Below are 21,076 nucleotides of genomic sequence, written 5' to 3' on the forward strand. Positions count from 1 at the left end.
GAGAACGATGGAGTGCTATTCGACCAGCTCGGCGAGGCGCTTGATGATGCGCGACGGCGTAGCCGCCGCCTGTGAGGGCACGCCCGCCTCGAACGGGTCGTACCAGATGCCGCACATGCCCAGAGCCTGCGGCGCCACGACTTCCCATTCGTAGTTGTCGCCGACCATCCAGGCGTCGGCAGCGTCGACACCCAGCCGCTCCAGGGCGTGACGATAGACGGCAAGCTCGGGCTTGCCCTGGCCGAACTCACCCTCGATCTGGATGTGATGGAAGCGATGGGCCAGCTCGAAGCGCTCGATCTTGGCGCGCTGCGTGGCCGCCGCGCCGTTGGTTACCAGCGCCAGCCGAACGCCGGCATCGCGCAACGCGTCGACCGTCGCGTGGGCGTCGGGATAGAGCCGGTATTCCTGGCGGCGCAGTTCGGTGAAGGAATCGGCGATGCGGTCGGCCAGCGCATCGTCGGGCCGGCCCAGCCGGGCGAGACCGCGACGTACCGAGAGTCGGCGGGCGCCGGGAATATCGAGCCGCCACTTTGCGGCCGCGAGAGAGTCGCTCCAGAAGGCGCGCGCTTCCTCCATCACGGCGGCCCGCACGCGCTCGATGGCGGCGGGGTCGTGGGCGTCGAGATGAGCGGCGAAGACATTGAGCAACCGTGTCCACGCCTCTTCGGGCTGGGCGTAGGCGCGGATCAGCGTGTCGTCGAGGTCGAACAGGATCGCACGGGGCAGGGCAGACATCGTTGGTTCGCAATCGTCAGTTGGTCGGCCGGTCCGCGAAGCTCGTGGCGGCTGGGCTCACGACCACGCCGCGGTCGCCCTGGATTTCGATGACCGCCAGCGCGCGCTCGGAGCGGCCGTCGGGGAAGAATCGGAAAATGCCGTCGACGCCCGACCAGCCGCTGGGATTGGTGATGGCCTCGGCCGAGAAGTCTCCGCCGGGCTTCAGGCGCGCGAGGTGTCCGGCCAGCGCGACACCGTCATAGGCGAGCGTGGCGAGCCGATGGGGCGGGCGGCCGTAGGTCGAGGCGAACTTGCGCTCGAAGTCGGCGCGTCGCGCCGGATCGGGGGCGGCATACCAGGCGCCGCGCAGCATGCTTTCGTTGCCGATGCTCGGCGTATCCCACACGCCGGTGCCGATGAACTGCACGGCGCGGCCGTCGATGCCCGCGGTTGCGAGCGCAGCCAGCACGGCCGACACGCGTGGCGGCGCCACCGGCACCAGGATGGCGAGCTTGCCCTCGCCTTTGGTTCCCTCGGCAAGGCGACGCGCCGGTGTGGCAAGGTCGTGTGCGTTTGCGTCGAAAAACTCGACGCCGACCACCGAGCCACCGCGCACCGCGACGTGGCTCTCAAGGGTGCGCACCATCTGCTCGCCGTACGAAGTCTGCGGCGCGAAGGTGGCGAACCGCCGGATACCCGACTCGATGGCCTTGTCGACGACGCGGCGAACCTGCGGCGGCGCCGCGATGCCCATGATCCAGACGCCGCGCTGCGCGACCTGCTCGTCGTTGGAGAAAGAGATGACATTGGCGCCGCCCTGGCTGACCAGCGGCACCAGCGCGGTTGCCGATGTGCCGTAGAGCGGTCCCAGAACCAGGGCAGCTCCGTCGGTGCGGGCTTTGCGATAGGCCTCGACCGCGGAGTCGGCGCTATCTCCGCTATCGTAGGCGGAAAGCGCCAGATCCTTGGCGCCGGTGTCGAACAGCGCCATCTCTGCAGCCTGTTGCATCTGTTGGCCAATCGGCGCGGCCCGGCCGCTGAGCGGCAGCAGCAAGGCGATGCGGGCCTTACCGGATGCCGTGGTCGATGAGCCGATCTGCGGCGCAGTCGTCGTGATCGAAGCAGGCGTGCTAGTCTTTGGCGAGCCGCCGCAGGCGCCCAGCAGGAAGGCAGAGGCGGTGATCGCGAAAAGAGACCTGCGCATCATCGGTGCGAAACTCCGGCAAATGGCTGCGGAAGGACGGAAACGGACAGCGTGAACGAACAAGGGCAAGCTGAAGGCCAAGCTACCGGGGGGCAGGCCCCGCGTAAACCGCCGCTGGAGGCGGGGCTGCATATTGTTGCCACGCCGATCGGTAACATGGGCGACATCACGCTGCGTGCACTCGATGTTCTGCGCGCCGCCGACCTGATCGCTTGCGAGGATACCCGCGTGTTCGCCAAGCTCGCCAGCCACTATGGCATCGCCGTTCCGACCGTGGCCTATAGCGATGCCACGCAGGACGCCGCCGAGCCGCGGATCGTGCGGGCGCTGGCGTCCGGCAAGCGCGTGGCGCTGGTTTCCGACGCCGGCATGCCGTTGATCTCCGATCCCGGATATCGGCTGGTCCGCGCCGCGCTGGCGGGTGGCTACACGGTGAGTTCCGCGCCGGGGGCCTCGGCCGTGCCGATGGCGCTGGCGCTTTCCGGCCTGCCGACGGATCGCTTCTTCTTCGCCGGGTTCCTGCCGGCCAAACCGACGGAGCGCCGCCGGGCGATCGGCGAAGCCGGTTCAGTGCCGTCGACCCTGGTCTTCTTCGAAGCCCCGCACCGGCTTGCCGAGTCGCTGCAGGATCTCGCCGAACTGCTGGGCGACCGACCGGCTGCGGTGGCGCGTGAACTCACGAAACTGTTCGAGGAAGTGCGCCGCGCTCCGTTGCACGAGTTGGCGGCGTACTATGCCCGCCATCCCGATGTGAGAGGCGAGATCGTGATCGTGATCGGCCCGCCTTCCGAAGAGACGGCGCGGAGTGGCGAAACGATCGACGCTGCATTGCGCACGGCGATGGAAGGCGCTTCAGTAAAGGACGCCGCAGCCGAAGTGGCGGCGCGTTATGGACTCAAGCGCCGTGACGTCTATGCCCGGGCGCTGGAACTGAAGCGGGGTGCCGCATGAGTATTGTCGGATGACTGTGGAGGCGCGCCAGCGGGCCCATCGGCTGGGCCATGCCGCGGAATGGCGCGCGGTGTGGCGGCTCCGGATCGCGGGTTATACGATCCTGGCGCGACGCTACAAGACGCGCCTGGGCGAGATCGATATCGTGGCGCGGCGCGGCAACGTGCTGGCTTTCGTCGAGGTGAAGGCGCGTCGGCAGACGACGGCCGCCGCCGAGGCGCTGGGACAGCGGCAGTTCGGCCGGGTGGCGCGTTCCGCCAGCCTGTTCCTGGCAGAGCATCCGCGCCATGCGGCCTGCGCCGTACGTTTCGACGCCGTGCTGGTGGGCGGTCTGTGGCCGCGCCATCTGCCGGACGTCTGGCAACCGCCGGAGTGACATGTGGCGGACTCCGAGCATCATAATCAACAAGGCCTTTCGCGGCTGCGCGATCTCTGCGCCGGCGACGGCGACCGGCTGGATCTGCTCGAGGCGGGCTTTGCGCTGAGTACACTGCATGCAGCGGAGAGCCTCGATCTCGTGCCGTTCCGCCAGCATGTCGCGTCGATGGCCGATGCCGTCGCCGATCTGGTGCGCCGGCGTGGCCCGGCGCCGGAGATGTTGGCCGAGGTCATCGCGCGCGCCTATGCCTATCGTGGCGACAGTGAAACTTACGACGATCTGCAGAATGCCGATCTCGTGCGGGTCATCGAGCGGCGCAAGGGTCTGCCGGTGGCGTTGTCGATCCTCTACCTGCACGTCGCGCGCGCTCAGGCATGGCAGGCGGAAGGGCTGGCCTTTCCGGGCCATTTCCTGATCCGCATCGGCATCGATGGCGCGCGGCATGTCATCGATCCCTTCCATGAAGGCAGCGTGCGCGATGCGGCGGAGCTTCGCTCCTTGCTGCAACAGGTGCTGGGCCCCGACGCCGAGCTGCAACCCAGCCATTTCGATCCCGTATCCGATCGCGACGTGCTGCTCCGTCTGGAGAACAATGTGCGGCTGCGGCTGGCCAAGCGCGAAGACTGGGCGCAGGCAGCGCGCTCGCTCGACCGTATGCTGGCGATTGCGCCGGACCGTGCCGATCTGCTGTTCGAGGCGGGCCAGCTCAATGCCCGGCTCGACAAGCGCCGGGCCGCCATTGCCGCCTACGAGCGCCTGCTCGGTCTCGGGGAGGGGACAAGCGATCCCGAACTGCGCCGTCGCGCCGCGATCCTGTTGCAGGAACTGCGTCGCGGCCTTAACTGAAGCCTGCGGCGCGTTTGGCGTCGTCACCACCTCCTTCCTTATCGATTGCGCAAGGAAATCTCATGAAGCTCAAGGTCGCCATTCAGATGGACCATGTGTCGACGATCGACATCGACGGCGACTCGACCTTTGTGTTGGGACTGGAGGCGGAACGGCGTGGCTACGAGGTTTGGCACTATACGCCGCCGGACCTGATCTTCCGCGACCGCAAGGTGCTGGCACGCGCCCAGCCGATGAAGCTCCGGCGCGAGAAGGGCAATCATTTCACGCTGGGAGCGCCCGAAATGCTCGACCTTTCCAAGGTCGACGTCGTGCTGCTGCGTCAGGACCCGCCCTTCGACATGTCCTACATCACGACGACGCATCTCCTGGAGCATGTACATCCCAAGACGCTGGTGGTGAACGATCCGGCGAGCGTTCGGAACGCACCGGAAAAGCTCTACGTCACGCACTTCGACGGCGTGATGCCGCCGACCCTGATCACCTCCGACGTTCGCGCCATTCGTGAGTTCCGTGACGAACACAAGGACATCATCCTGAAGCCGCTGTTCGGCAATGGCGGCGCCGGTGTCTTTCGGGTCCGGCCCGACGATGAGAACTTCGCGTCGCTGCTCGAGATGTTCTCGCAGAAGAGCCGCGAGCCGGTGATCGCCCAACGTTACCTGCCGGAGGTCCGCAAGGGCGACAAGCGGATCATCCTGATCGACGGCAAGGCGGTCGGCGCTATTGATCGTGTACCGGCAGCCGGCGAGGCGCGTTCCAACATGCATGTCGGCGGCAAGGCGGTGAAGGCGTCGCTCACCAAGCGCGACATCGAGCTTTGCGAGACGATCGGGCCCGAGCTTGCCAGGCGCGGACTGATCTTCGTTGGAATCGACGTCATCGGTGACTATCTCACCGAGATCAACGTCACGTCGCCGACGGGCCTGCAACAGATCAACCGTTTCGATGGCGTTTCTCTGGAGGCCCAGATCTGGGACCGCATCGAGGTCCGCTACCAGGAAACCCGCGACCCGCAGAGGGAGAAGAAGTAATGATTCGACGTATGTTCGTTTGTGGTTTCGCGGCGTCGCTTGCAGTCCTGTCTGCCGGCGCTGCGACAGCTCAAACCGACATCTTCGCCATGAAGCCGATTGCGAAGGCCGTACTCGAGGGCGACGAGGAAAAGGTACGCCAAGCGCTGCTCAGGAACGAGAACCCGAACCAGACTGCCAACAACGGCACACCCTTGTTGATCGTGGCGGTGCAGTCCGGCTCCATTCCCGTCGTCGAGACCCTGCTGAAGGGTGGGGCGATCGTCGATATCGCCGATCGCGAAAGCTACACGGCGTTGATGCGGGCTACCGAGAAGAACGATGTCGACATCGCCGAGATCCTGCTGCGGCGGAACGCCAGCACGCGGCCGCAGAACCGGCAGGGGCAGACGGCCCTGATGATCGCGTCGGGGCGGGGCTACACCGAGATCGTCAAGCTGCTGCTCGACAAGAAGGCCGACCCCAACATGCGCGACTTCACGGGCCGTTCGGCCTTGAGCTATGCCAAGCAGAACAATCGCGGCTCCGTCGAAGCGATGCTGCGCCGCGCCGGCGCCAAGGAATGACGGCTGCCGTCGGGACCGCGCCGCTGCGGATCACCGGCGGCCTCAGCATCGATCCGGCCGAAATTCAGGAGAGCTTCGTCCGCGCCGCCGGTCCGGGCGGGCAGCACGTCAACACGACCTCGACGGCGGTGCAGCTGCGCTTCGACGTGCGCCGCTCGCCATCGCTGCCCGAAGCGGTGCGGCAGCGGCTGGAGCGGCTGGCCGGCCGGCGGCTGACGCGGGACGGCGTGATCGTGCTGGTGGCGCAGGGCCAGCGCAGCCAGCTGCGCAATCGCGAAGAAGCCCTGGCCCGCCTGATCGAGCTGATCCGCGAGGCGGCCCGCCCGCCGGTTCCCCGCAAGAAGACCAAGCCCACCAAGGCCAGCAAGCGCCGCCGGGTCGACGACAAGAAGCACCATGGCGCGATCAAGTCCCTGCGGCGCAAAGGGCCGGAGGATTAGCTTCCGGCCGCGCCGGTCATGCTAGGGTCGCTATCCTAATCAGGAGGTGGCCGGATGGCTGATGTTCGCAAGGAAACCGACAGCCTGGGTGAGGTGAGCGTTCCGGCTGACAAGCTCTGGGGCGCACAGACGCAGCGCTCGCTGGAGCATTTCAGCATCGGCAAGGACCTAATCCCGCGCGAGATGATCACCGCCTATGCGACGCTCAAGAAGGCCTGCGCCAACGCCAACCATGCCGGCAAGCGCCTGGACGACACGGCGCACAAGCTGATCGTGCAGGCCTGCGACGAGATCCTGGCCGGCCAGCATCACGACATGTTCCCGCTGCACGTCTGGATGACCGGCAGCGGCACGCAGTTCAACATGAACGTGAACGAGGTGATCTCCAATCGCTGCTGCCAGATCGCGGGAACGCCGCTCGGCTCCAAGAAGCCGGTGCATCCCAACGATCACGTGAACATGTCACAATCCTCGAACGACACGTTCCCTTCCGCCATGTACGTCGCCGCGGCCGTGAACACGGCGGAGCGGCTGCTGCCGGCGGTCAAGGCGATGCGCGATGCCATCGCCGCCAAGGCCAAGGAATGGGACGGTATCGTCAAGATCGGCCGCACCCACATGCAGGACGCGACGCCGATCACGCTCGGCCAGGAGTGGTCGGGCTATGCCGGCATGCTGTCGGACAATGTCGGGCGGATCGAAGATGCGCTGAAGGACGTCTATCACCTGGCGCTGGGCGGCACGGCGGTCGGCACCGGCATCAATGCGGCTCCCGGCTTTGCCGAGGCAGGGGCGGCGGAGATCGCCAAGCTCACCGGACTGCCCTTCGTCAGCGCCCCCAACAAGTTCACCGTGCAGGGCGCGCATGACGCGCTGGTGCAGCTCTCCGGCTCGTTCCGCACGCTCGCGGTCTCGCTCTACAAGATCGCCAACGACATAAGGCTGATGTCCTGCGGCCCGCGTGCCGGCTTTGCCGAACTCGAGATTCCCGAGAACGAGCCGGGCTCGTCGATCATGCCGGGCAAGGTCAATCCGACCCAGGCCGAGGCCCTCACCATGATCGCCGTCCAGGTCATGGCCAACGACGTGGCGGTGGGCTTCGGCGGCGCCGGCGGCTATCTAGAGATGAACGTCTACAAGCCGCTGATGATCTACAACATCGCCCACTCGATCACGCTGATGACCGATGGCTGCGACAACTTCCGCAAGTACCTGATCGAGGGCACCAGGCCCAACCTCAAGAAGATCAAGGAATATGTCGAGCGCTCGCTGATGCTGGTGACGGCGCTGGCGCCGGTGATCGGCTACGACAAGGCTTCGCAGATCGCCCACTACGCCACCGACCACGACCTCACCTTGAAGCAGGCCGCGCTGAAGCTGGGCTTCGTGAGCGAGGCCGAGTTCGATCGCGTCGTCGATCCCTCGAAGATGGTGCATCCCTACGTGGCGAAGGGGTGACGACGCGCTTTATCGTTCCACGATCCAGTGCCTTTCCGTCGCAAAGCGTGCGGCGGCAAGGCCCAGGGCCATCGCTCCGATGACGAAGCAACAGATGGCGCCGGCCTCGACGGCCGCCAGCACCTCGCCCTGATTCAGCAGCACAATGGTGCGGAAAGCATAGATGCCGGGCGTCATGATGATGATGCCGGGCACGGTGAGGGCGATCCGGGGCACGTGCAGCTCGGCCCGTGCGACCGAGGCCAGCAGCCCCACCGCCAGGGCCCCCAGGAAGGTAGCGGGCGGCAGGCTCATGCCGAGATCGTGCAGTGCCAGCCGCAGTTCGTTGCCGGCGAGCGAGAGCAGCCCCACTGCCAGCACGGTGCGAAGCCGGCTGTTGTAGAGCAGCGCGAAGCCGCAGCCGCCGGCGAAGCTCGCCAGCGCGCGCCAAAACAGGGTCATGGGCTCTATGCCATGGCCGGGTGCAGGTGGAGGGACCGAGGGCAGGTTCGCAACGTCGGCCACCACGGACAGGCCGAAGGCGGCGGCCAGCAGGATCATCAGTGCATAGAAGAGGCGCGCCATGCCGGCCGTGATCTGGTGCTGCACCAGATCGAGCAGGGCGGCGACCAGCGGGAAGCCGGGCACCAGGAAGAGAGCGGACGAGATGAAGCCCACGGCAAGGGCGCTCGAGAAGCCGCGCCCTGCGATGGCGAACACGATCAGGCAGTAGAGGCCCGACGCCAGCAGGGCGGCGAAGGCGCTGACGGCATATTGATTGAGCCGTCGGCGGAAGAGCAGGGCACGCGACGCCTGACCGACCGCACCAGCCACCATTGCCGCGCCAGTGCCCAGCAGGTCGCCGCCGTTGAGATAGGAGAAGGCCGCCGAGGCAAGGCCGATCGCCGCGGCCACGGTCGCGATGGAATGCAGCGGTCCCTCGGCCTCGATGCGGTCGAGGTCGTTGGCGAGCTTTTGGGCAGTAAGAGCGCCGCGATCATCGCGGGCCAGGGTTTCGAGGGCGTGGATGCGCGCGGCATCGATGCCGGGCGGCGCGATCTCCGTCGCGAGTGTCGTGGCGCGGCCCTGCTGCCAGGCCGTCGCGGTCATGCCGCCCAGCGTGATGTGCAGGGCCAGCCGCTCGACGCCGAGCCGCGTGGCCAGCAGGTCCATGGCCTGGCGCACGCGGAAGGCGGTGTCGCCGGCGCGCATCATCATCGCACCGAACCGCAGGAGGACGGGCAGGGCGTCGGTCATGGGACCAGCCGGGCCGCGGACATCAGACGGTGCGCAGGCCCAGCACCTCGGCGGTTTCCTTGCGCACGCGCTCGACGAGGGCGGCATCGGTCTTCAGGTCGTGGCCGTAGGAAGGGATCATCTCCTTGAGCTTGGGCACCCAGTGGCCGACGAGCTCCTTGTGGAAGCAGTTCTCCAGCATGTGGACCATGATCCAGACGGCGGTCGAGGCGCCGGGCGACGCGCCGAGCAGCGCCACGATGCTCGAATCGGCGGAGTGCACGATGTCGGTGCCGAACTCGAGCTTGCCGGTGTGCAGCGCGTCCTTGCGGATGATCTGCACCCGCTGGCCGGCAACGTCAAACTCCCAGTCCTTCTCGTCGAGGCTGGGATAGAACTCGCGCAGCGCCTTGAAGCGATGGCTGTCGCTCTGCAGCACCTGACCGACGAGATACTCTTCCAGCGGAAAGTTGTCGCGCCCCACCGCCAGCAGAGGCAGCAGATTGTCCGGCCGCACCGACTTCAGCAAATCAAGCGCCGAACCGTGTTTCAGGAACTTGGTCGAGAAGCCGGCATAGGGTCCGAACAGCAGCCAGCGCTTGCCGTCGATGATGCGGGTGTCGAGATGCGGCACCGACATCGGCGGCGTGCCGGTCGCTGCCATGCCGTAGACCTTGGCGTTGTGGCGGTCGGCGATCTCGGGCTTGCCGCAGCGCAGCCAGATGCCGCTCACGGGGAAGCCCGCGAAACCGTGAGCCTCGGGGATGTCCGACTTCTGCAGGAGCGAAATGGCTGCGCCGCCGGCGCCGAGGAAGACATACTTGGCGCCGATGCGGCGTTTCTCGCCGGTCTTCTCGTCGGTGACGTCGACCTGCCAGCCGCCATCCGACCGGCGATGCAGATCGGTGACCTCGTGATTGAAGTGGATGTCGAAGCCGTCCTGGCGGCGAAGATAGGCGAGCAGGGCGGAGGTGAGGGCGCCATAGTTCACGTCGGCGCCGGTCACCATGCGGGTGGCCGCGACCGGCTGTGCGGGATCGCGACCCTCCATGATCAGGGGCGCCCACTCGGCGATCTGCCTGTGGTCCTCGGAATATTCCATGCCGCGATAGCAGTGATGGGCGCTCATCGTGGCGTGACGCTTCTTCAGGAACGCGACGCGGTCGGCGCCGGTGATGAAGCTCATGTGCGGGACGGGATGGATGAAGGCGTCGGCCGACGAGATGGCACCCTTGCGGATGAGGTACGACCAGAATTGGCGCGACATGTCGAACTCGACATTGACCTCAAGCGCCTTGGCGATGTCGACGCTGCCGTCGGGCCGCTGTGGCGTGTAGTTCAGCTCGCAGTTGGCGGCGTGGCCCGTGCCGGCATTGTTCCAGGCAGCCGAGCTTTCCTGTGCTTCGCCCGGCAGACGTTCGACGATCTCGAGCCGGAGGTGCGGCTGAAGCTCCTTCAGGAAGGTCGCCAGCGTCATGCTCATGATGCCGGCGCCGACCAGAACGACATCGGCGTCGTCAGGTTCTTTCTCTGCCATCGAAATCTCCCGACCTTATTTCTGTTGGTTTCGTTTGAAGGGTACGGCCGCGTCCTTGGCCAGGATGACGTAGAGCCGGCGCCACGGCTGGTCGTCGACCAGCTTCCAGGTGTGGCCGCCGCCGGCCGTATCCTCGGCCAGCAGGACATCGCCCGGCGTCAGGACGAAGCGCTCGCCGGACCGGGTCATGAATTCGAGCGTACCGCTCAGGGTGATCACGAGCTGGCGGACCGGAGCGGTGTGCCAGGCGAGCGTGCCGCCTGCGCGTGTTTCCTGAAAGGAAGCCGTCGCCGTGCCGATCTTGCCGCTCAGCAAGTCGCCATGGGTCCCCGGCGTCAGTTCGATCGAGCCTTCTTCGAAATGGGAGTTCTGGTCCTCACCCGTCCATATCCGCACGCACCGAATCATCCTGCCGCCCTGGGTTGCCTGTCTGTCGAGCTGGTGGGGACGATAACACGGAAGCCGACGAAATACTGGCACGCCCCCGAACGTGCGCCTTTACGATGTAGCGGTAGTGGCCGTCCGGGAGGCCGATGCGCTGTGCTATGCGGCGCCGGCGGCGACCAGGCTCGGGCGGCAGCACGATCTGCTGGCAGAATTCAGCGCCGGGATAGGCTGCGCGCAGAGCCGCATCCGCCTTGATCTTGGGCGATGCGGCGAGCGCGGCGAGCGGATCGAGCGCAGCGATACTTTCCTTCCGCATTCGCCGCAGGCCGATCGCGAGCCTTGCCGTTGCGGCGAGCAGCCAGAGAAGAAGCGCAGGAAAGCCGAAGCGAAAAAAGGGATGGGTGCCGGGTTCGTTCCATGTCCAAACGCTCGCGCCGCCCAGCGCGAGAGCGGTGACGGCTGCGGCTACGAAGACGGTGACGGTAACGAATTTGAAACGGCGGGACGACAAACGGTCTCCTGGCGACAGTCGCACGTAGTCCCCCGCTGCATAGTAACGTGCTCTGTCGAGAGGTCGACCCTTTAGCTATCCCCCGTTTCGCTCGTGCCTTAGGAAGCGAGTGGACGTGTGAAGGCGCCGTTCAGAAACTGCGCCTTCGCGTGCGTGCGGCTGAGTTTACCGGATGACGTAAGGGGCAACCCGATCTGGCGCGAGACCAGTTCGATTCGGCAGTCGATACCGGCAGCTTCCTTCACGACCTGGCGAATGTTGCCGAGCAGGACCTCGATCTCGTCGGGTTCGGCGGGAAAGCCCTGGACCAGGACGACGACTTCCTCGGCGCCTCCGTCGACGGCGTCGAGCGAGAAGGCACAGGCATCGCCGCGGCGCAGGCGCGGCAGCGCCTCGATGGCCCATTCGATGTCCTGCGGCCAGATATTGCGGCCGTTGACGATCATCAGGTCCTTGGCGCGGCCTGTAATCACCAGCTCGTCATCGCACCAGTAGCCGAGATCGCCGGTGTCGAGCCAGCCATCGTCGAGCACCTCGCGGCTCTCCTCGGTCTTCAGATAGTAACCGGGCATGACGCTGGGACCCTGGGCGAAGATGCGGCCGACATGGCGTTCTGCCAATGGCATGCCGCTCGCGCCGCGAATCTGCACGAGGTGACCATCCATCGGCCGGCCACACGCCACGAACTCGCGGCCATTCAGTCTGTCGGTGCGAAAGCCGGTGAAGCGTCCGCCGAATGTCAGGCCGACGCAGACTTCGGCCATGCCGTAACTCGGCATGAAAGCGCGCGTGTCGAAGCCGCGCGAGGCGAAGGCGTCGGCGAAGCGGCGCAGCACGGAGGGTTGGATCATGTCGGCGCCGATGCCGGCCAGCTTCAGGCAGGAAAGGTCGATTTCGCCCGGTATCTGCCCATTTGCGCGGCGGGCGACCAGTTCGTAGCCGAAGCTGGGGCTATATGTGATGGTGGCGCGCCGGCGCGAGATCAGCGACAGCCATTGCATCGGCCGGCGCGCAAAGTCGCGCGGTGCCAGCAGGTCGACGCTGCGCTGTGCGCACATCGGCGCCAGGACGAAGCCGATCAGACCCATGTCGTGATAGAGCGGCAGCCAGCTTACGCCGGCGTCGTGCTCGTCGAGTTCTTGCCGCGCGATCGCGCCATCGATGTTGGCCATGAGCTGGCTCTGGCGAATGTCGACACCCAAAGGAGCTCGTGTGCTGCCCGAGGAAAACTGGATGTAGCAGCGTTCGCCGGCCAATAGCGGTTGCAACTCCGCGGGCGCTTCGGGAAGGGCTTCGAAGAGCGCCATGGGGCCAACGAGGCGCGCCCAGGTGCCGGTGGCGGCCGCTTCGGCGAAGCCTACGAGATCGTCGGGCGCCACGACCCCGATGGCGCCTGCCGCCACGATCTGGCGGCGGAGCTGGGTGATGTAGCTTTCCTTGGCGCCGAAGCCGACGGGCACCGCAACGGGAACGGGCAGCACGCCGGCATACTGCGCCCCGAAGAAGGCGACGCAGAAACCCGGCCAGGTATCGGCCACGATCACCAGCCGTTCGCCGCGGCCGATACCGGCGCCGATCAGGCGGCGTGCGAAGCGCCGCGCCTGCACGCCGAGATCGGCATAGGACAGACGGCTCAGGAGTTTGCCGCGCGCGTCGAAGAAGTTGAGACCAGTCTCGCCGCGAGCGGCGTAGTCGAGCGCTTCGCAGAGGCTGGAGAAGCCACCACGGCGGAAGGGCAGGGACGTGTTCAGTGTCGGCGTCGGCACCAGAGCTTCCGGCGACAGGGCGGAAGGCAGGGTCGAGGCGTAGCGTTGCAGCCGGCTGGCCTCGCTGTCCGAAGCGAGGGTTTCCGGAAAACGCGCAGGCAGGACTTCACGGATCGACGTCATCGGACGATCTCCCAAACGGTTCGCACTAAGCGCGTCACCGCTCGGTTGACCGTCCCAATGGATTGTCCCGTCCATCGGAAGAGCGACGCTATCGCCGGCAGGTCTTCTGGCTCGCGGGTCCTAGCTCCTGCCCGTCTTCCCAGACCGTGAGGTCCAGTGACATCTGGGCATTCGCTCGCCGCTTACAGCTGCGGGTACAGCTGCCGATTGGCTCCCAAGGAAGGGAGCGGCACGGCATTCCCTGTTCGCCCCCGGTTAAAGGGGACCGTCGATACGGTCCTCGTTAAGCGGGCAAGGGAGGCGCGTCAAGCGACGCCATGTCTCCAGCTTGACGCAATCACTTCGCCCGCCTATCGATCGAACATCGACGGTCCTCCTTAACTGGAGGTGAAAAGGGAACGCCGTGCAGTCCTTCGGGACCAATCGGCGGCTGTACCCGCAGCTGTAAGCGGCGAGCAACTGTCCACCAGTCACTGGGTGCCAAGCATTCGGGAAGACGGGCAGGAGCTAGGACCCGCGAGCCAGAAGACCTGCCGGCGATAGCGTCGCTCTTCCGATGGACGGGACGATCCATTGGGACGGTCAACCGAGCGGTGACGCGCCTTGTGCGTGTTCTGTTTGGGAGATCGTCCGATGACGTCGATCCGTCGTTCCTTATATGCCTTGCTTGTTTCGTCGCTGGCTGCGTTGCCGTCCGTTGCCGTGCAGGCGCAGACCGAGCCCGATATCATGCTGCCGTCGCTCGTCGTGACGCCCGATCGCGTGCCGACCGATGCTGACAAGGTGACTGGCACCGTGACGGTGATCACCAACAAGGAAATGCAGGACCGCCAGCTGCGCACGGCGACCGATGTGTTGAGCACGATTCCGGGCGTCTCGGTGCAGCAGTCGGGCGGGCCGGGCACGCAGTCCTCGGTGTTCGTGCGCGGCTCGAACGCCAATCACGTGCTGGTGCTGATCGACGGCGTCAACGTCAACGATCCGTCCTCGTCCGGCGGCGCGGTCGATTTCGCGCATTTCCTTACCGAAAACCTCGACCGCATCGAGGTGGTGCGCGGGCCGATGAGCACGCTCTATGGCAGCCAGGCGATCGGCGGCGTCATCAACATGGTGACAAAGGCTGGCAAGGGCCCGATGAACGGCGCCGCCTTCACCGAACTCGGCACGCGCCTGCAGACCAACAGCGGCGGCTATGTCCGCGGCAGCATCGGCCGCTTCGACTACAATCTTACGGGTGCCTTCACCTACTCGCCCAACAATACGATCGTGCCGGCACGCTTCTGGCCGGCCAACGGCTATGTCGACACCGATCCCTACCGCAACGTCACCGTGGCGGGACGGCTGGGCTTCCAGATCGACGACAATACCCGGGTCAACTACTTCGGCCGCTTCATCGACACGCAGGTGAAATACGATCAGGTCGGGCTGGAAGATCCGAATGCCGGCGGCTTCACGCAGCAGTTCTTCAATCGCCTCGAATTCGAAGGAAACTATCTCGACGGCCGCTGGAAGCCGACGGTCGGCATCAACTACTCGACCGTCTACCGCCACGATCAGGATTTCCCGAGCCTGCAGAACCCGTTCCCCTTCACGCAGGATGCCTACTACAACGGCAGGCGGCTGGCGGCGGACTTCAAGAACCAGATCAACGTCACCGACAATGTGATGGTGCTGGCCGGCGTCGATTACGAACGGACCTGGGCCTACAACAACGTCGACGGCGTCCAGGGCTGGGGCACCATGGCGCAGACCGGCCTCTACGCCCAGGTGAAGGCGACGGTATTCGAAGATCTCACCCTGTCGCTGGGAGGCCGGATCGACCTCAACGATACTTTCGGCACGGTCTCGACCTGGCGCGCCGGCGCAACCTATCTGTTCCGGCAGACCGAGACCCGGCTCAAGGCGTCCTACGGCACGGCCTTCAAGGCGCCGTCGCTGTTCGAACTCTATGGGACGGGCTTCTTCTGTGGCGGTAACCGCAACATACAGCCGGAATACAGCCGCGGCTGGGAAGCCGGCATCGAGCAGAGCCTGTTCAACAAGAAGGTGAATGTCAGCGTCACCTACTTCTTCAACACCTTCAGCAACCTGATCGAGTGTCCGCCGCCGTTCGTGTCGCTGCAGAACGTCGCTAACGCCCAGAGCCAGGGCTTCGAGTTCGTGCTCGATGCGGCGATCACCAGCTGGCTCGACTTCCACTTCGACTACACCTACACGCTGGCGCGCGACGTCGATGCCGACGAGCCGCTGGTGCGCCGCCCTGTCAGCGTCTTCAACGTGCGCGCCGTCGCGCGGCCGTGGAGCAACGTACGGTTGGGCGCCGGCCTGCTGCAGGTCAACGAACGCAACGACTACAATGCCGTCACCGGCGCGCTGATGCAGCCATCGCCCTATTCGCTGGTCCGGTTGACCGCCTCCTACGATGTAACGCCCGGCGTCGAGCTGTTCGCCCGCGCCGAGAACCTGCTCAATCGGGTATACGAAGAGCCGGAAGGCTTTCAGGCACCGTACTTCCAGGCCTTCTTCGGTGTGAAAGCGAAGTTCTGAAGGGAGTGGCCGCTGCGCGCTGTTCTTGTTCTCGTGACGATGCTGCTCGGCCTGGCGCCGGTGTCGCCCACGATGGCGCAGGCGCCGCAACGGGTCGTTACGGTCAACCTCTGTCTTGACCTGATGGCGCTCAGACTGGCCGCGCCCGGCCAGCTCGTGGGGGTGAGCTCGCTGTCGCACCAGCCCGGCCTGTCCGTACTGGCAGACCAGGCGCGAACCGTTGCGGCGGTGCGGCCGGCCGCGGAATCGATCCTCGATCTGCGGCCCGATCTCGTCATTTTCGACCAGGGCACTCACGCCGGCGTAAAACGGTTGCTGCGCCAGGCGGGGGTGCCGATCCTCGAGGTGCCCTTTGCGACCTCGCTGGAAGAGACCGAACCGCTGATCGAACGTATGGCCACTGCCCTTGGCCGCGAAGACGAAGGCCGCCGCCTGATCGACGAGATGCGGACGGCGCGGCAGGCACTCGTTTGGAACAAATCGCCGGTCGCGACCGCCATCGCGCTGCAGGCCAACCGCGGCACGGCAGGACGCGGCAGCCTGATGGACGAACTGCTGCGCCTGGCGGGCCTGCGCAACCTCGCCGCCGAGTGGGGTATGCCGGCCTTTGGCCGTCTGTCGCTGGAAACGATCCTGGCTGGCCAGCCCGACATGCTGGTGGTCGACGGCGAGTCCAACGCCGATCCGGCGCGTGCGACGGAGCTGGTTGAGCATCAAGCCCTGAAAGCGCTGGCAGGCCGGGCCCGCATCGTCTCGGTGCCGATGCGGACCCAGATCTGCGCCGGACCGGAGAATTTCGAGGTCCTGCGTCTGCTGGCCGAGGCACGGCCATGAAGCGGACGCTGCTGCCGTCGCTGATCGGGTTAGTGATCGCCCTCTATGGGCTGTCGCTCGCCATCGGTCCGGCCTGGTGGCCGTGGCAGCTGGGCAACGAGGTTGGCTGGGCGATCGTGTGGGAGCTGCGTGTCCCGCGCGCGACGCTGGGCCTCCTGATCGGCGGTGCACTGGGCCTCAGCGGCGCGGTGCTGCAGGGTTGGCTTCGCAATCCTCTGGCCGAACCCGGCGTGATCGGTGTTTCTTCCTGCGCAGGCTTTGCTGCCGTCTGTGCCTTCTACTCGGGCCTCGCCGCCGCCTTCTCCCTGGCCTTGCCGCTGGCCGGTATCCTGGGCGCGTCGATTGCCGTGGCGCTGTTGATGAGCGCGGTGAGGTCGGGCACTGGAACGGTCTCGCTGTTGCTGATGGGGGTGGCCATCAACGCCATCGCCGCAGCGGCCATCGCATTGGTCCTGGCGCTGTCGCCCAATCCGTTCGCCTATCAGGAAATCTCGCTTTGGCTGGCGGGGTCGATTGTCGATCGCGACCTTTCCTATCTCGCCATCGCCACCCCCTTCCTCTTGATGGGGGGCGTGCTGGTGCTGGGCGCCGGTCGCTGGCTCGATGCGCTGTCCCTGGGGGAGGATACCGCCAGAAGCCTCGGTGCAGACACGAGGTCGCTTGGATTGCGTCTCACCTTGGGCGTCGGGCTGATGGTGGGGGCGGCGACCTCGGTCGCAGGCGTGATCGGCTTCGTGGGGCTGGTGGCGCCGCATCTCGTGCGCGCCAAGGTCGGTTATCGACCGGGTGCGACGCTCGTGCCGTCGATGCTGATGGGGGCGGCGCTGGTGCTGGCGGCTGACATTGTCGTGCGCCTGCTGCCCACGGCCTACGAACTGCAGCTCGGCGTCTTCACCTCGCTGGTCGGCGCGCCTTTCCTGGTACGCGCCATACGCAAGGCGCGCGCTGCATGGTTGGCGGCATGACGGCGATCGCCGCCCGACAACTGCTCTGCCGCCGCGACGGCAAGGTGATCCTCGACAGGATCGATGTCGCCTTTGCCGAGGGCCAGCTGACGGCGATCGTCGGGCCCAACGGCGCGGGCAAGACGACGCTTCTTCGTCATCTCGTCGGTCTCGAAGTCCCGGAAGCCGGTACGGTCGAGCTGAACGGACAGCCGCTCACGGCGCTGCCGCCAGCAGTGCGTGCCTGGCGCGTCGCCTACCTGCCGCAGGCCGCGTCCGCCTACTGGCCGCTCACCGGACACGATCTCGTGGCGTTGGGTCGCTTGCCGCATGGCGCCGACTTGAGCCGTCCGTTGAAAACTGCCGACCAGGAGGCGGTGCGCCGTGCCCTCGAACGGGTCGACGGCGCGGGGCTGGCCGGCCGTGCCATCGACACGTTGAGCCAGGGCGAACGCGCGCGGCTGATGCTGGCGCGTACTCTGGCCACGGGAGCGGCGATCCTGGTGGCCGACGAGCCGGTGGCCAGCCTCGATCCCGCCTATGCGTTGCAGGCCATGGACGTGCTGCGCGCCGAGGCTGCGCGCGGTGTGGTGGTGATCGTGGTGCTGCATGATCTCGGTCTCGCCGCCCGCTTTGCCGACCGCATCGTGGTGTTGGCCAATGCGGGTATCGTCGCCGACGGGCCGCCTGGTGAGGCGCTGGGCAGCGGTGTGATCGACGCCGCCTATGGCATCGGCTTCCGTCATGTCGAGGTCGACGGTGTGATGCAGCCAGTCGCGTGGGAAAGGCGATAGGGTTTGCGCAGGGCTCTGCCGATCAATTCCGGATTAACAGAGAGGCGGCCCCGGCGAGGCTAAACGCCCATCAGCTCGTCCCAGTCGAGCACGCGGAAAATGCGCAGGATGCGGCGGCGGTCGACCTCGAAATCCTTGGCCGGCGTGTACTGGCGGAGGCGGACGCGCGTTGGGGTGACGGCCAGCAGGCGCTTCACCAGGGCGGGGCGCACATCGTCGCCATTGTGCGGCTTGAGCTCGACCAGCACGTAGTCCATGGCCTTCGGCGGCCGGGCCCCTTCCAGGTAGATGAGCTGGCCGGGCTCGCGCCACGGCGACACCGAGTTGCCCTGGACATAGGCGGCAAAGACGTCGGTGCGGCCGATCAGACGCGGCGGCCGGCGCACATAGTCGACGATCTGCCCGTTCAGCTCGAAATCGGCGGGGTTCGAGGCATCTCCACCGGAAACGGTGCCCAGCACGGGAACGTCCTTGGGCATCTCCTGGCGCGCCGGCGGCCGCGGCACGCCGGGCGCTTCGCGAACATTTGCCGGCGGCAGCGGCTCCTCTTCGTGAAGGCCGATCGCCACGGCCGGATCGAGGTCCAATACACGCGTCAGCTCGGCCATCTTGCGCTGGTCGGGGATGTTCTTGCCCGACTCCCACATCGCCACCGCCGCTTTCGAGATTCCGAAGCGCTCACCCAGCTCCGCCTGCGTCATGCCCCTGGCCTGACGACTGGCTCTGATGGCATTGCCCAATATCGACATGTGGGCATTTTGACTTAACCCGAGGTTAATCATTAGCCTATTGTTAATTGACATACGGTAAACTGTCAATTAACTTTCGGGCATGTACTTTCCAAGACAAGACGACACCGGCCACTTCGCGTGGCTGCAGCAGCGCAAGGCGCGCATCGTGGCCGCCAACCCGCATTTCGCCTTGAAGATCCTGGGGGCGCCGTCCCCGGATCGTGATCTCGATCTACCGCTCCCCAGACCCGTGCTGGCCGGGGAGGGCTATATCGGCGGCCGCAAACGCAAGCGGCGTAATCGCCAGCATCGTGGCCGGCAGCTCCCCAGCCCGACGCCACTGCCCCCCGCACTCTGCGAACTCGCGGAACGGGTCGCTGCCGCCTGCGGCGTGACGGTGGCGTCGCTACGTGGCCGCCACCGGCACGGCACGCTCACCCATGCCCGCGCCTGCGTCGCGGTCCTGGCGCAGGAACTCCTGCCGAACGTCCCGGCCCGCGCGGTCGACGCGGTGTTGAATCGATCCGTGCGCATGACCGAATGGTACCGTGCCGCCCACACCCGGCGGCTGCGCGAGTTCCCCGACTATGCCGACCTGTTCGGTCGTTGTTGCACGCTATGCCAGCCGGCCGCGCCCCGAGGCACTGATCGGGTTGAACCATGAGGTCGTTGAAATCGTAGTCGCCACCGCCGTACGCGTCCTCGGCGTTGCCGCGACTGTTGCAGGCTGCCGTTCTGATCGGGCCACCCCGAAGGCGGGGCGCAGCGTGGCGTCGGTCGAAGAAACCTATGCGTCGATTTCTTCGATCGATGAAGCAGAAGATTTTCTCTTCGAGGGCTTCTTTGGTTTTCCAGATTATTTACGCAGCAGGCCTCTCGTCCGATCCTAGAGGCCATGATGAGCACCCTGCTCCCTACGACGGTCTGTTGTCGTTGCTGTAGCGGCTGAAGGCCGCCCGCACTGCGTCGTCCCCGACGCACGTCCTCATGTTTCCCTCGATTCTGCGTGTAACTGGAGTAACCGATGTTCCGTCTGCCCACTCGGCGTACGTTCCTTCGCGCCGCCGCCGTCACTGGCACTCTTCTGCCCGCTGGCGTCGTCGCCCAGCGCGGCCTTGTCGGCGGCGGTCTGCCGGCCGATCTGCTCGATCCCGCGATCTGCCGCGCGTCGTTCGGCGAGCCGGTCGTGCTCCCGCAGAAGCGCGCGCTGAAGCTCACCTGGAATGCCACGGCGATCTGCACGGTGGGCGTCGCCGTGGCGCAGGAGAAGGGCTACTTCCAGCGTCACAATCTCGACGTCGAGCTGATCAACTTCGCCGGTTCGACCGACCAGCTCCTCGAAGCCATTGCGACGGCCAAGGCCGATGCCGGCGTCGGCATGGCGCTGCGCTGGCTGAAGCCGCTGGAAGGCGGCTTCGACGTCAAGATTGCCGCGGGCATCCATGGCGGCTGCATGCGCCTGTTCGCGACGCCTGCCAGCGGCATCGCCAAGATCGCCGATCTGAAGGGCAAGTCGATCGGCGTGACCGACCTCGCCGCGCCCGACCGCAACTTCTTCTCGATCATGCTGCATCAGGCCGGCGTCGATCCCAACAAGGAGGTCGAGTGGAAGGTGTTCCCCGGCGACATCCTTCCCGTGGCGCTGAAGAAGGGTGAAGTACAGGCCTTCTGCCAGGGCGATCCGCTGGGCTGGCTGGCGCGTGAGCGCGACGGGCTCACGGAGGTCGCCAACAATCTCAGCGGCGAGTTCGCCCATCGCACCTGCTGCGTGCTGGGCGTCCGCGGCAGCCTGATCCGTCAGGAGAAGCCGGTTGCCGCCGCGCTGGTGCAGGCCCTTCTCGCGGCGCAGGAATGGGTGACGGTCAACCCCGACGCGGCGGCCGCGATCTTTGCGACGCACGCCAAGGCGCCGGCCGACAAGCTCGCCGAAATGCTGAAGAGCCATACGCATCACCACAACCCGCTGGCAGCGGATCTGCGGAGCCAGATCGCGGCCTATGGTGAGGAACTGAAGCAGGTCGCCGTGTTCAAGCAGAGCACCGACATCCAGAAGTATGCCGCGCGGGTCACCGTCGACGTCCTGCCCTGA

General features: G+C 66.2%; 22 protein-coding genes and 2 riboswitches. Of the genes, 14 read left to right on the top strand and 8 right to left on the bottom strand.

Annotated features, from left to right (window positions below):
* Window positions 1–15: 15 nt before the first annotated feature.
* Window positions 16–738 carry an HAD family hydrolase gene (locus BN60_RS26140; protein ID WP_020699143.1) on the bottom strand — a complete coding sequence of 241 codons (723 nt, stop codon included), beginning with the start codon at window positions 736–738 and terminating at the stop codon, window positions 16–18.
* A 16-nt stretch (window positions 739–754) separates the two neighbouring features.
* Entirely contained in the window at window positions 755–1,927 is a 1,173-nt protein-coding gene (locus BN60_RS26145; protein ID WP_020699144.1) for a penicillin-binding protein activator, read from the bottom strand.
* A 48-nt stretch (window positions 1,928–1,975) separates the two neighbouring features.
* On the opposite strand from BN60_RS26145, the gene rsmI reads away from it, so the two are divergent.
* From rsmI to fumC, 7 genes are all read left to right on the top strand, one after another.
* The gene (rsmI, locus tag BN60_RS26150) at window positions 1,976–2,875 is read left to right on the top strand and encodes a 16S rRNA (cytidine(1402)-2'-O)-methyltransferase (protein ID WP_281015339.1); all 900 of its coding nucleotides are present in this window, start codon (window positions 1,976–1,978) and stop codon (window positions 2,873–2,875) included.
* Window positions 2,876–2,885: 10 nt separating this feature from the next.
* Window positions 2,886–3,251, top strand: coding sequence for a YraN family protein (locus BN60_RS26155; protein WP_020699146.1), 366 nt, complete (start codon window positions 2,886–2,888; stop codon window positions 3,249–3,251).
* Between the two features lie 3 nt (window positions 3,252–3,254).
* On the top strand, window positions 3,255–4,100 hold the full coding sequence (locus BN60_RS26160) for a SirB1 family protein (RefSeq protein WP_020699147.1): 846 nt from the start codon (window positions 3,255–3,257) through the stop codon (window positions 4,098–4,100).
* A gap of 62 nt (window positions 4,101–4,162) precedes the next feature.
* Window positions 4,163–5,134, top strand: a complete 972-nt coding sequence (gshB, locus tag BN60_RS26165) for a glutathione synthase (RefSeq protein ID WP_020699148.1) — start codon at window positions 4,163–4,165, stop codon at window positions 5,132–5,134.
* The gene (locus BN60_RS26170) at window positions 5,134–5,700 is read left to right on the top strand and encodes an ankyrin repeat domain-containing protein (protein ID WP_020699149.1); all 567 of its coding nucleotides are present in this window, start codon (window positions 5,134–5,136) and stop codon (window positions 5,698–5,700) included. The genes gshB and BN60_RS26170 overlap by 1 nt, the downstream gene beginning before the upstream one ends.
* Window positions 5,697–6,140, top strand: coding sequence for an alternative ribosome rescue aminoacyl-tRNA hydrolase ArfB (arfB, locus tag BN60_RS26175; protein ID WP_020699150.1), 444 nt, complete (start codon window positions 5,697–5,699; stop codon window positions 6,138–6,140). The genes BN60_RS26170 and arfB overlap by 4 nt, the downstream gene beginning before the upstream one ends.
* A gap of 54 nt (window positions 6,141–6,194) precedes the next feature.
* Window positions 6,195–7,598 carry a class II fumarate hydratase gene (gene fumC, locus BN60_RS26180; RefSeq protein WP_020699151.1) on the top strand — a complete coding sequence of 468 codons (1,404 nt, stop codon included), beginning with the start codon at window positions 6,195–6,197 and terminating at the stop codon, window positions 7,596–7,598.
* Between the two features lie 9 nt (window positions 7,599–7,607).
* Here the strand turns inward: fumC and BN60_RS26185 are convergent, their stop codons facing one another.
* From BN60_RS26185 to BN60_RS26205, 5 genes are all read right to left on the bottom strand, one after another.
* A complete protein-coding gene (locus BN60_RS26185) occupies window positions 7,608–8,834 on the bottom strand; it encodes a threonine/serine exporter family protein (RefSeq protein ID WP_020699152.1) in 1,227 nt (408 codons plus the stop codon).
* Window positions 8,835–8,856: 22 nt separating this feature from the next.
* The gene (gene mqo / locus BN60_RS26190) at window positions 8,857–10,350 is read right to left on the bottom strand and encodes a malate dehydrogenase (quinone) (protein ID WP_020699153.1); all 1,494 of its coding nucleotides are present in this window, start codon (window positions 10,348–10,350) and stop codon (window positions 8,857–8,859) included.
* Between the two features lie 15 nt (window positions 10,351–10,365).
* A complete protein-coding gene (locus tag BN60_RS26195) occupies window positions 10,366–10,746 on the bottom strand; it encodes a cupin domain-containing protein (protein WP_020699154.1) in 381 nt (126 codons plus the stop codon).
* Window positions 10,727–11,248: a hypothetical protein gene (locus BN60_RS26200; RefSeq protein ID WP_020699155.1), complete on the bottom strand. Its 522-nt coding sequence runs from the start codon at window positions 11,246–11,248 to the stop codon at window positions 10,727–10,729. Before BN60_RS26200 ends, BN60_RS26195 begins: the two co-directional genes overlap by 20 nt.
* Window positions 11,249–11,346: 98 nt before the next feature.
* Entirely contained in the window at window positions 11,347–13,137 is a 1,791-nt protein-coding gene (locus BN60_RS26205; RefSeq protein ID WP_020699156.1) for an AMP-binding protein, read from the bottom strand.
* 79 nt (window positions 13,138–13,216) lie between these two features.
* A riboswitch (cobalamin riboswitch) is annotated at window positions 13,217–13,422 on the bottom strand.
* A 66-nt stretch (window positions 13,423–13,488) separates the two neighbouring features.
* A riboswitch (cobalamin riboswitch) is annotated at window positions 13,489–13,689 on the top strand.
* Between the two features lie 81 nt (window positions 13,690–13,770).
* On the opposite strand from BN60_RS26205, the gene BN60_RS26210 reads away from it, so the two are divergent.
* From BN60_RS26210 to BN60_RS26225, 4 genes are read left to right on the top strand one after another with little or no spacing between them, the layout of a single operon-like run.
* Entirely contained in the window at window positions 13,771–15,684 is a 1,914-nt protein-coding gene (locus tag BN60_RS26210) for a TonB-dependent receptor plug domain-containing protein (protein WP_020699157.1), read from the top strand.
* Window positions 15,685–15,723: 39 nt separating this feature from the next.
* The gene (locus tag BN60_RS26215; protein ID WP_020699158.1) at window positions 15,724–16,518 is read left to right on the top strand and encodes an ABC transporter substrate-binding protein; all 795 of its coding nucleotides are present in this window, start codon (window positions 15,724–15,726) and stop codon (window positions 16,516–16,518) included.
* Window positions 16,515–17,483, top strand: a complete 969-nt coding sequence (locus BN60_RS26220) for a FecCD family ABC transporter permease (protein ID WP_020699159.1) — start codon at window positions 16,515–16,517, stop codon at window positions 17,481–17,483. Before BN60_RS26215 ends, BN60_RS26220 begins: the two co-directional genes overlap by 4 nt.
* The gene (locus tag BN60_RS26225) at window positions 17,480–18,256 is read left to right on the top strand and encodes an ABC transporter ATP-binding protein (protein ID WP_043286888.1); all 777 of its coding nucleotides are present in this window, start codon (window positions 17,480–17,482) and stop codon (window positions 18,254–18,256) included. The genes BN60_RS26220 and BN60_RS26225 overlap by 4 nt, the downstream gene beginning before the upstream one ends.
* Window positions 18,257–18,315: 59 nt before the next feature.
* Here BN60_RS26225 and BN60_RS29275 read toward each other — a convergent pair whose 3' ends face one another.
* Entirely contained in the window at window positions 18,316–19,005 is a 690-nt protein-coding gene (locus tag BN60_RS29275; protein ID WP_177324865.1) for a helix-turn-helix domain-containing protein, read from the bottom strand.
* A gap of 82 nt (window positions 19,006–19,087) precedes the next feature.
* Between BN60_RS29275 and BN60_RS26235 the strand changes: the two genes are divergently transcribed.
* The 3 genes from BN60_RS26235 (at window position 19,088) to BN60_RS26240 (ending at window position 21,076) form a co-directional block, all read left to right on the top strand.
* A complete protein-coding gene (locus BN60_RS26235; protein WP_020699162.1) occupies window positions 19,088–19,651 on the top strand; it encodes a hypothetical protein in 564 nt (187 codons plus the stop codon).
* Window positions 19,641–19,877 (top strand): hypothetical protein, encoded by a 237-nt coding sequence (locus BN60_RS30605; protein ID WP_148283528.1) that lies wholly within the window; start codon window positions 19,641–19,643, stop codon window positions 19,875–19,877. The genes BN60_RS26235 and BN60_RS30605 overlap by 11 nt, the downstream gene beginning before the upstream one ends.
* 134 nt (window positions 19,878–20,011) lie before the next feature.
* Window positions 20,012–21,076 carry an ABC transporter substrate-binding protein gene (locus tag BN60_RS26240; protein ID WP_020699163.1) on the top strand — a complete coding sequence of 355 codons (1,065 nt, stop codon included), beginning with the start codon at window positions 20,012–20,014 and terminating at the stop codon, window positions 21,074–21,076.

This window comes from Reyranella massiliensis 521, assembly GCF_000312425.1.
Taxonomy (GTDB): domain Bacteria; phylum Pseudomonadota; class Alphaproteobacteria; order Reyranellales; family Reyranellaceae; genus Reyranella; species Reyranella massiliensis.

Excerpts from the sequence above, each read along its gene's own strand:
- BN60_RS26140 (WP_020699143.1), bottom strand. The coding sequence starts at position 738 with ATGTCTGCCCTGCCCCGTGCGATCCTGTTCGACCTCGACGACACGCTG.
- BN60_RS26145 (WP_020699144.1), bottom strand. The coding sequence starts at position 1,927 with ATGATGCGCAGGTCTCTTTTCGCGATCACCGCCTCTGCCTTCCTGCTG.
- BN60_RS26155 (WP_020699146.1), top strand. The coding sequence starts at position 2,886 with ATGACTGTGGAGGCGCGCCAGCGGGCCCATCGGCTGGGCCATGCCGCG.
- gshB (WP_020699148.1), top strand. The coding sequence starts at position 4,163 with ATGAAGCTCAAGGTCGCCATTCAGATGGACCATGTGTCGACGATCGAC.
- BN60_RS26170 (WP_020699149.1), top strand. The coding sequence starts at position 5,134 with ATGATTCGACGTATGTTCGTTTGTGGTTTCGCGGCGTCGCTTGCAGTC.
- arfB (WP_020699150.1), top strand. The coding sequence starts at position 5,697 with ATGACGGCTGCCGTCGGGACCGCGCCGCTGCGGATCACCGGCGGCCTC.
- fumC (WP_020699151.1), top strand. The coding sequence starts at position 6,195 with ATGGCTGATGTTCGCAAGGAAACCGACAGCCTGGGTGAGGTGAGCGTT.
- BN60_RS26185 (WP_020699152.1), bottom strand. The coding sequence starts at position 8,834 with ATGACCGACGCCCTGCCCGTCCTCCTGCGGTTCGGTGCGATGATGATG.
- mqo (WP_020699153.1), bottom strand. The coding sequence starts at position 10,350 with ATGGCAGAGAAAGAACCTGACGACGCCGATGTCGTTCTGGTCGGCGCC.
- BN60_RS26205 (WP_020699156.1), bottom strand. The coding sequence starts at position 13,137 with ATGACGTCGATCCGTGAAGTCCTGCCTGCGCGTTTTCCGGAAACCCTC.
- BN60_RS26210 (WP_020699157.1), top strand. The coding sequence starts at position 13,771 with ATGACGTCGATCCGTCGTTCCTTATATGCCTTGCTTGTTTCGTCGCTG.
- BN60_RS26215 (WP_020699158.1), top strand. The coding sequence starts at position 15,724 with ATGCTGCTCGGCCTGGCGCCGGTGTCGCCCACGATGGCGCAGGCGCCG.
- BN60_RS26220 (WP_020699159.1), top strand. The coding sequence starts at position 16,515 with ATGAAGCGGACGCTGCTGCCGTCGCTGATCGGGTTAGTGATCGCCCTC.
- BN60_RS26225 (WP_043286888.1), top strand. The coding sequence starts at position 17,480 with ATGACGGCGATCGCCGCCCGACAACTGCTCTGCCGCCGCGACGGCAAG.
- BN60_RS29275 (WP_177324865.1), bottom strand. The coding sequence starts at position 19,005 with ATGTCGATATTGGGCAATGCCATCAGAGCCAGTCGTCAGGCCAGGGGC.
- BN60_RS26235 (WP_020699162.1), top strand. The coding sequence starts at position 19,088 with ATGTACTTTCCAAGACAAGACGACACCGGCCACTTCGCGTGGCTGCAG.
- BN60_RS26240 (WP_020699163.1), top strand. The coding sequence starts at position 20,012 with ATGTTCCGTCTGCCCACTCGGCGTACGTTCCTTCGCGCCGCCGCCGTC.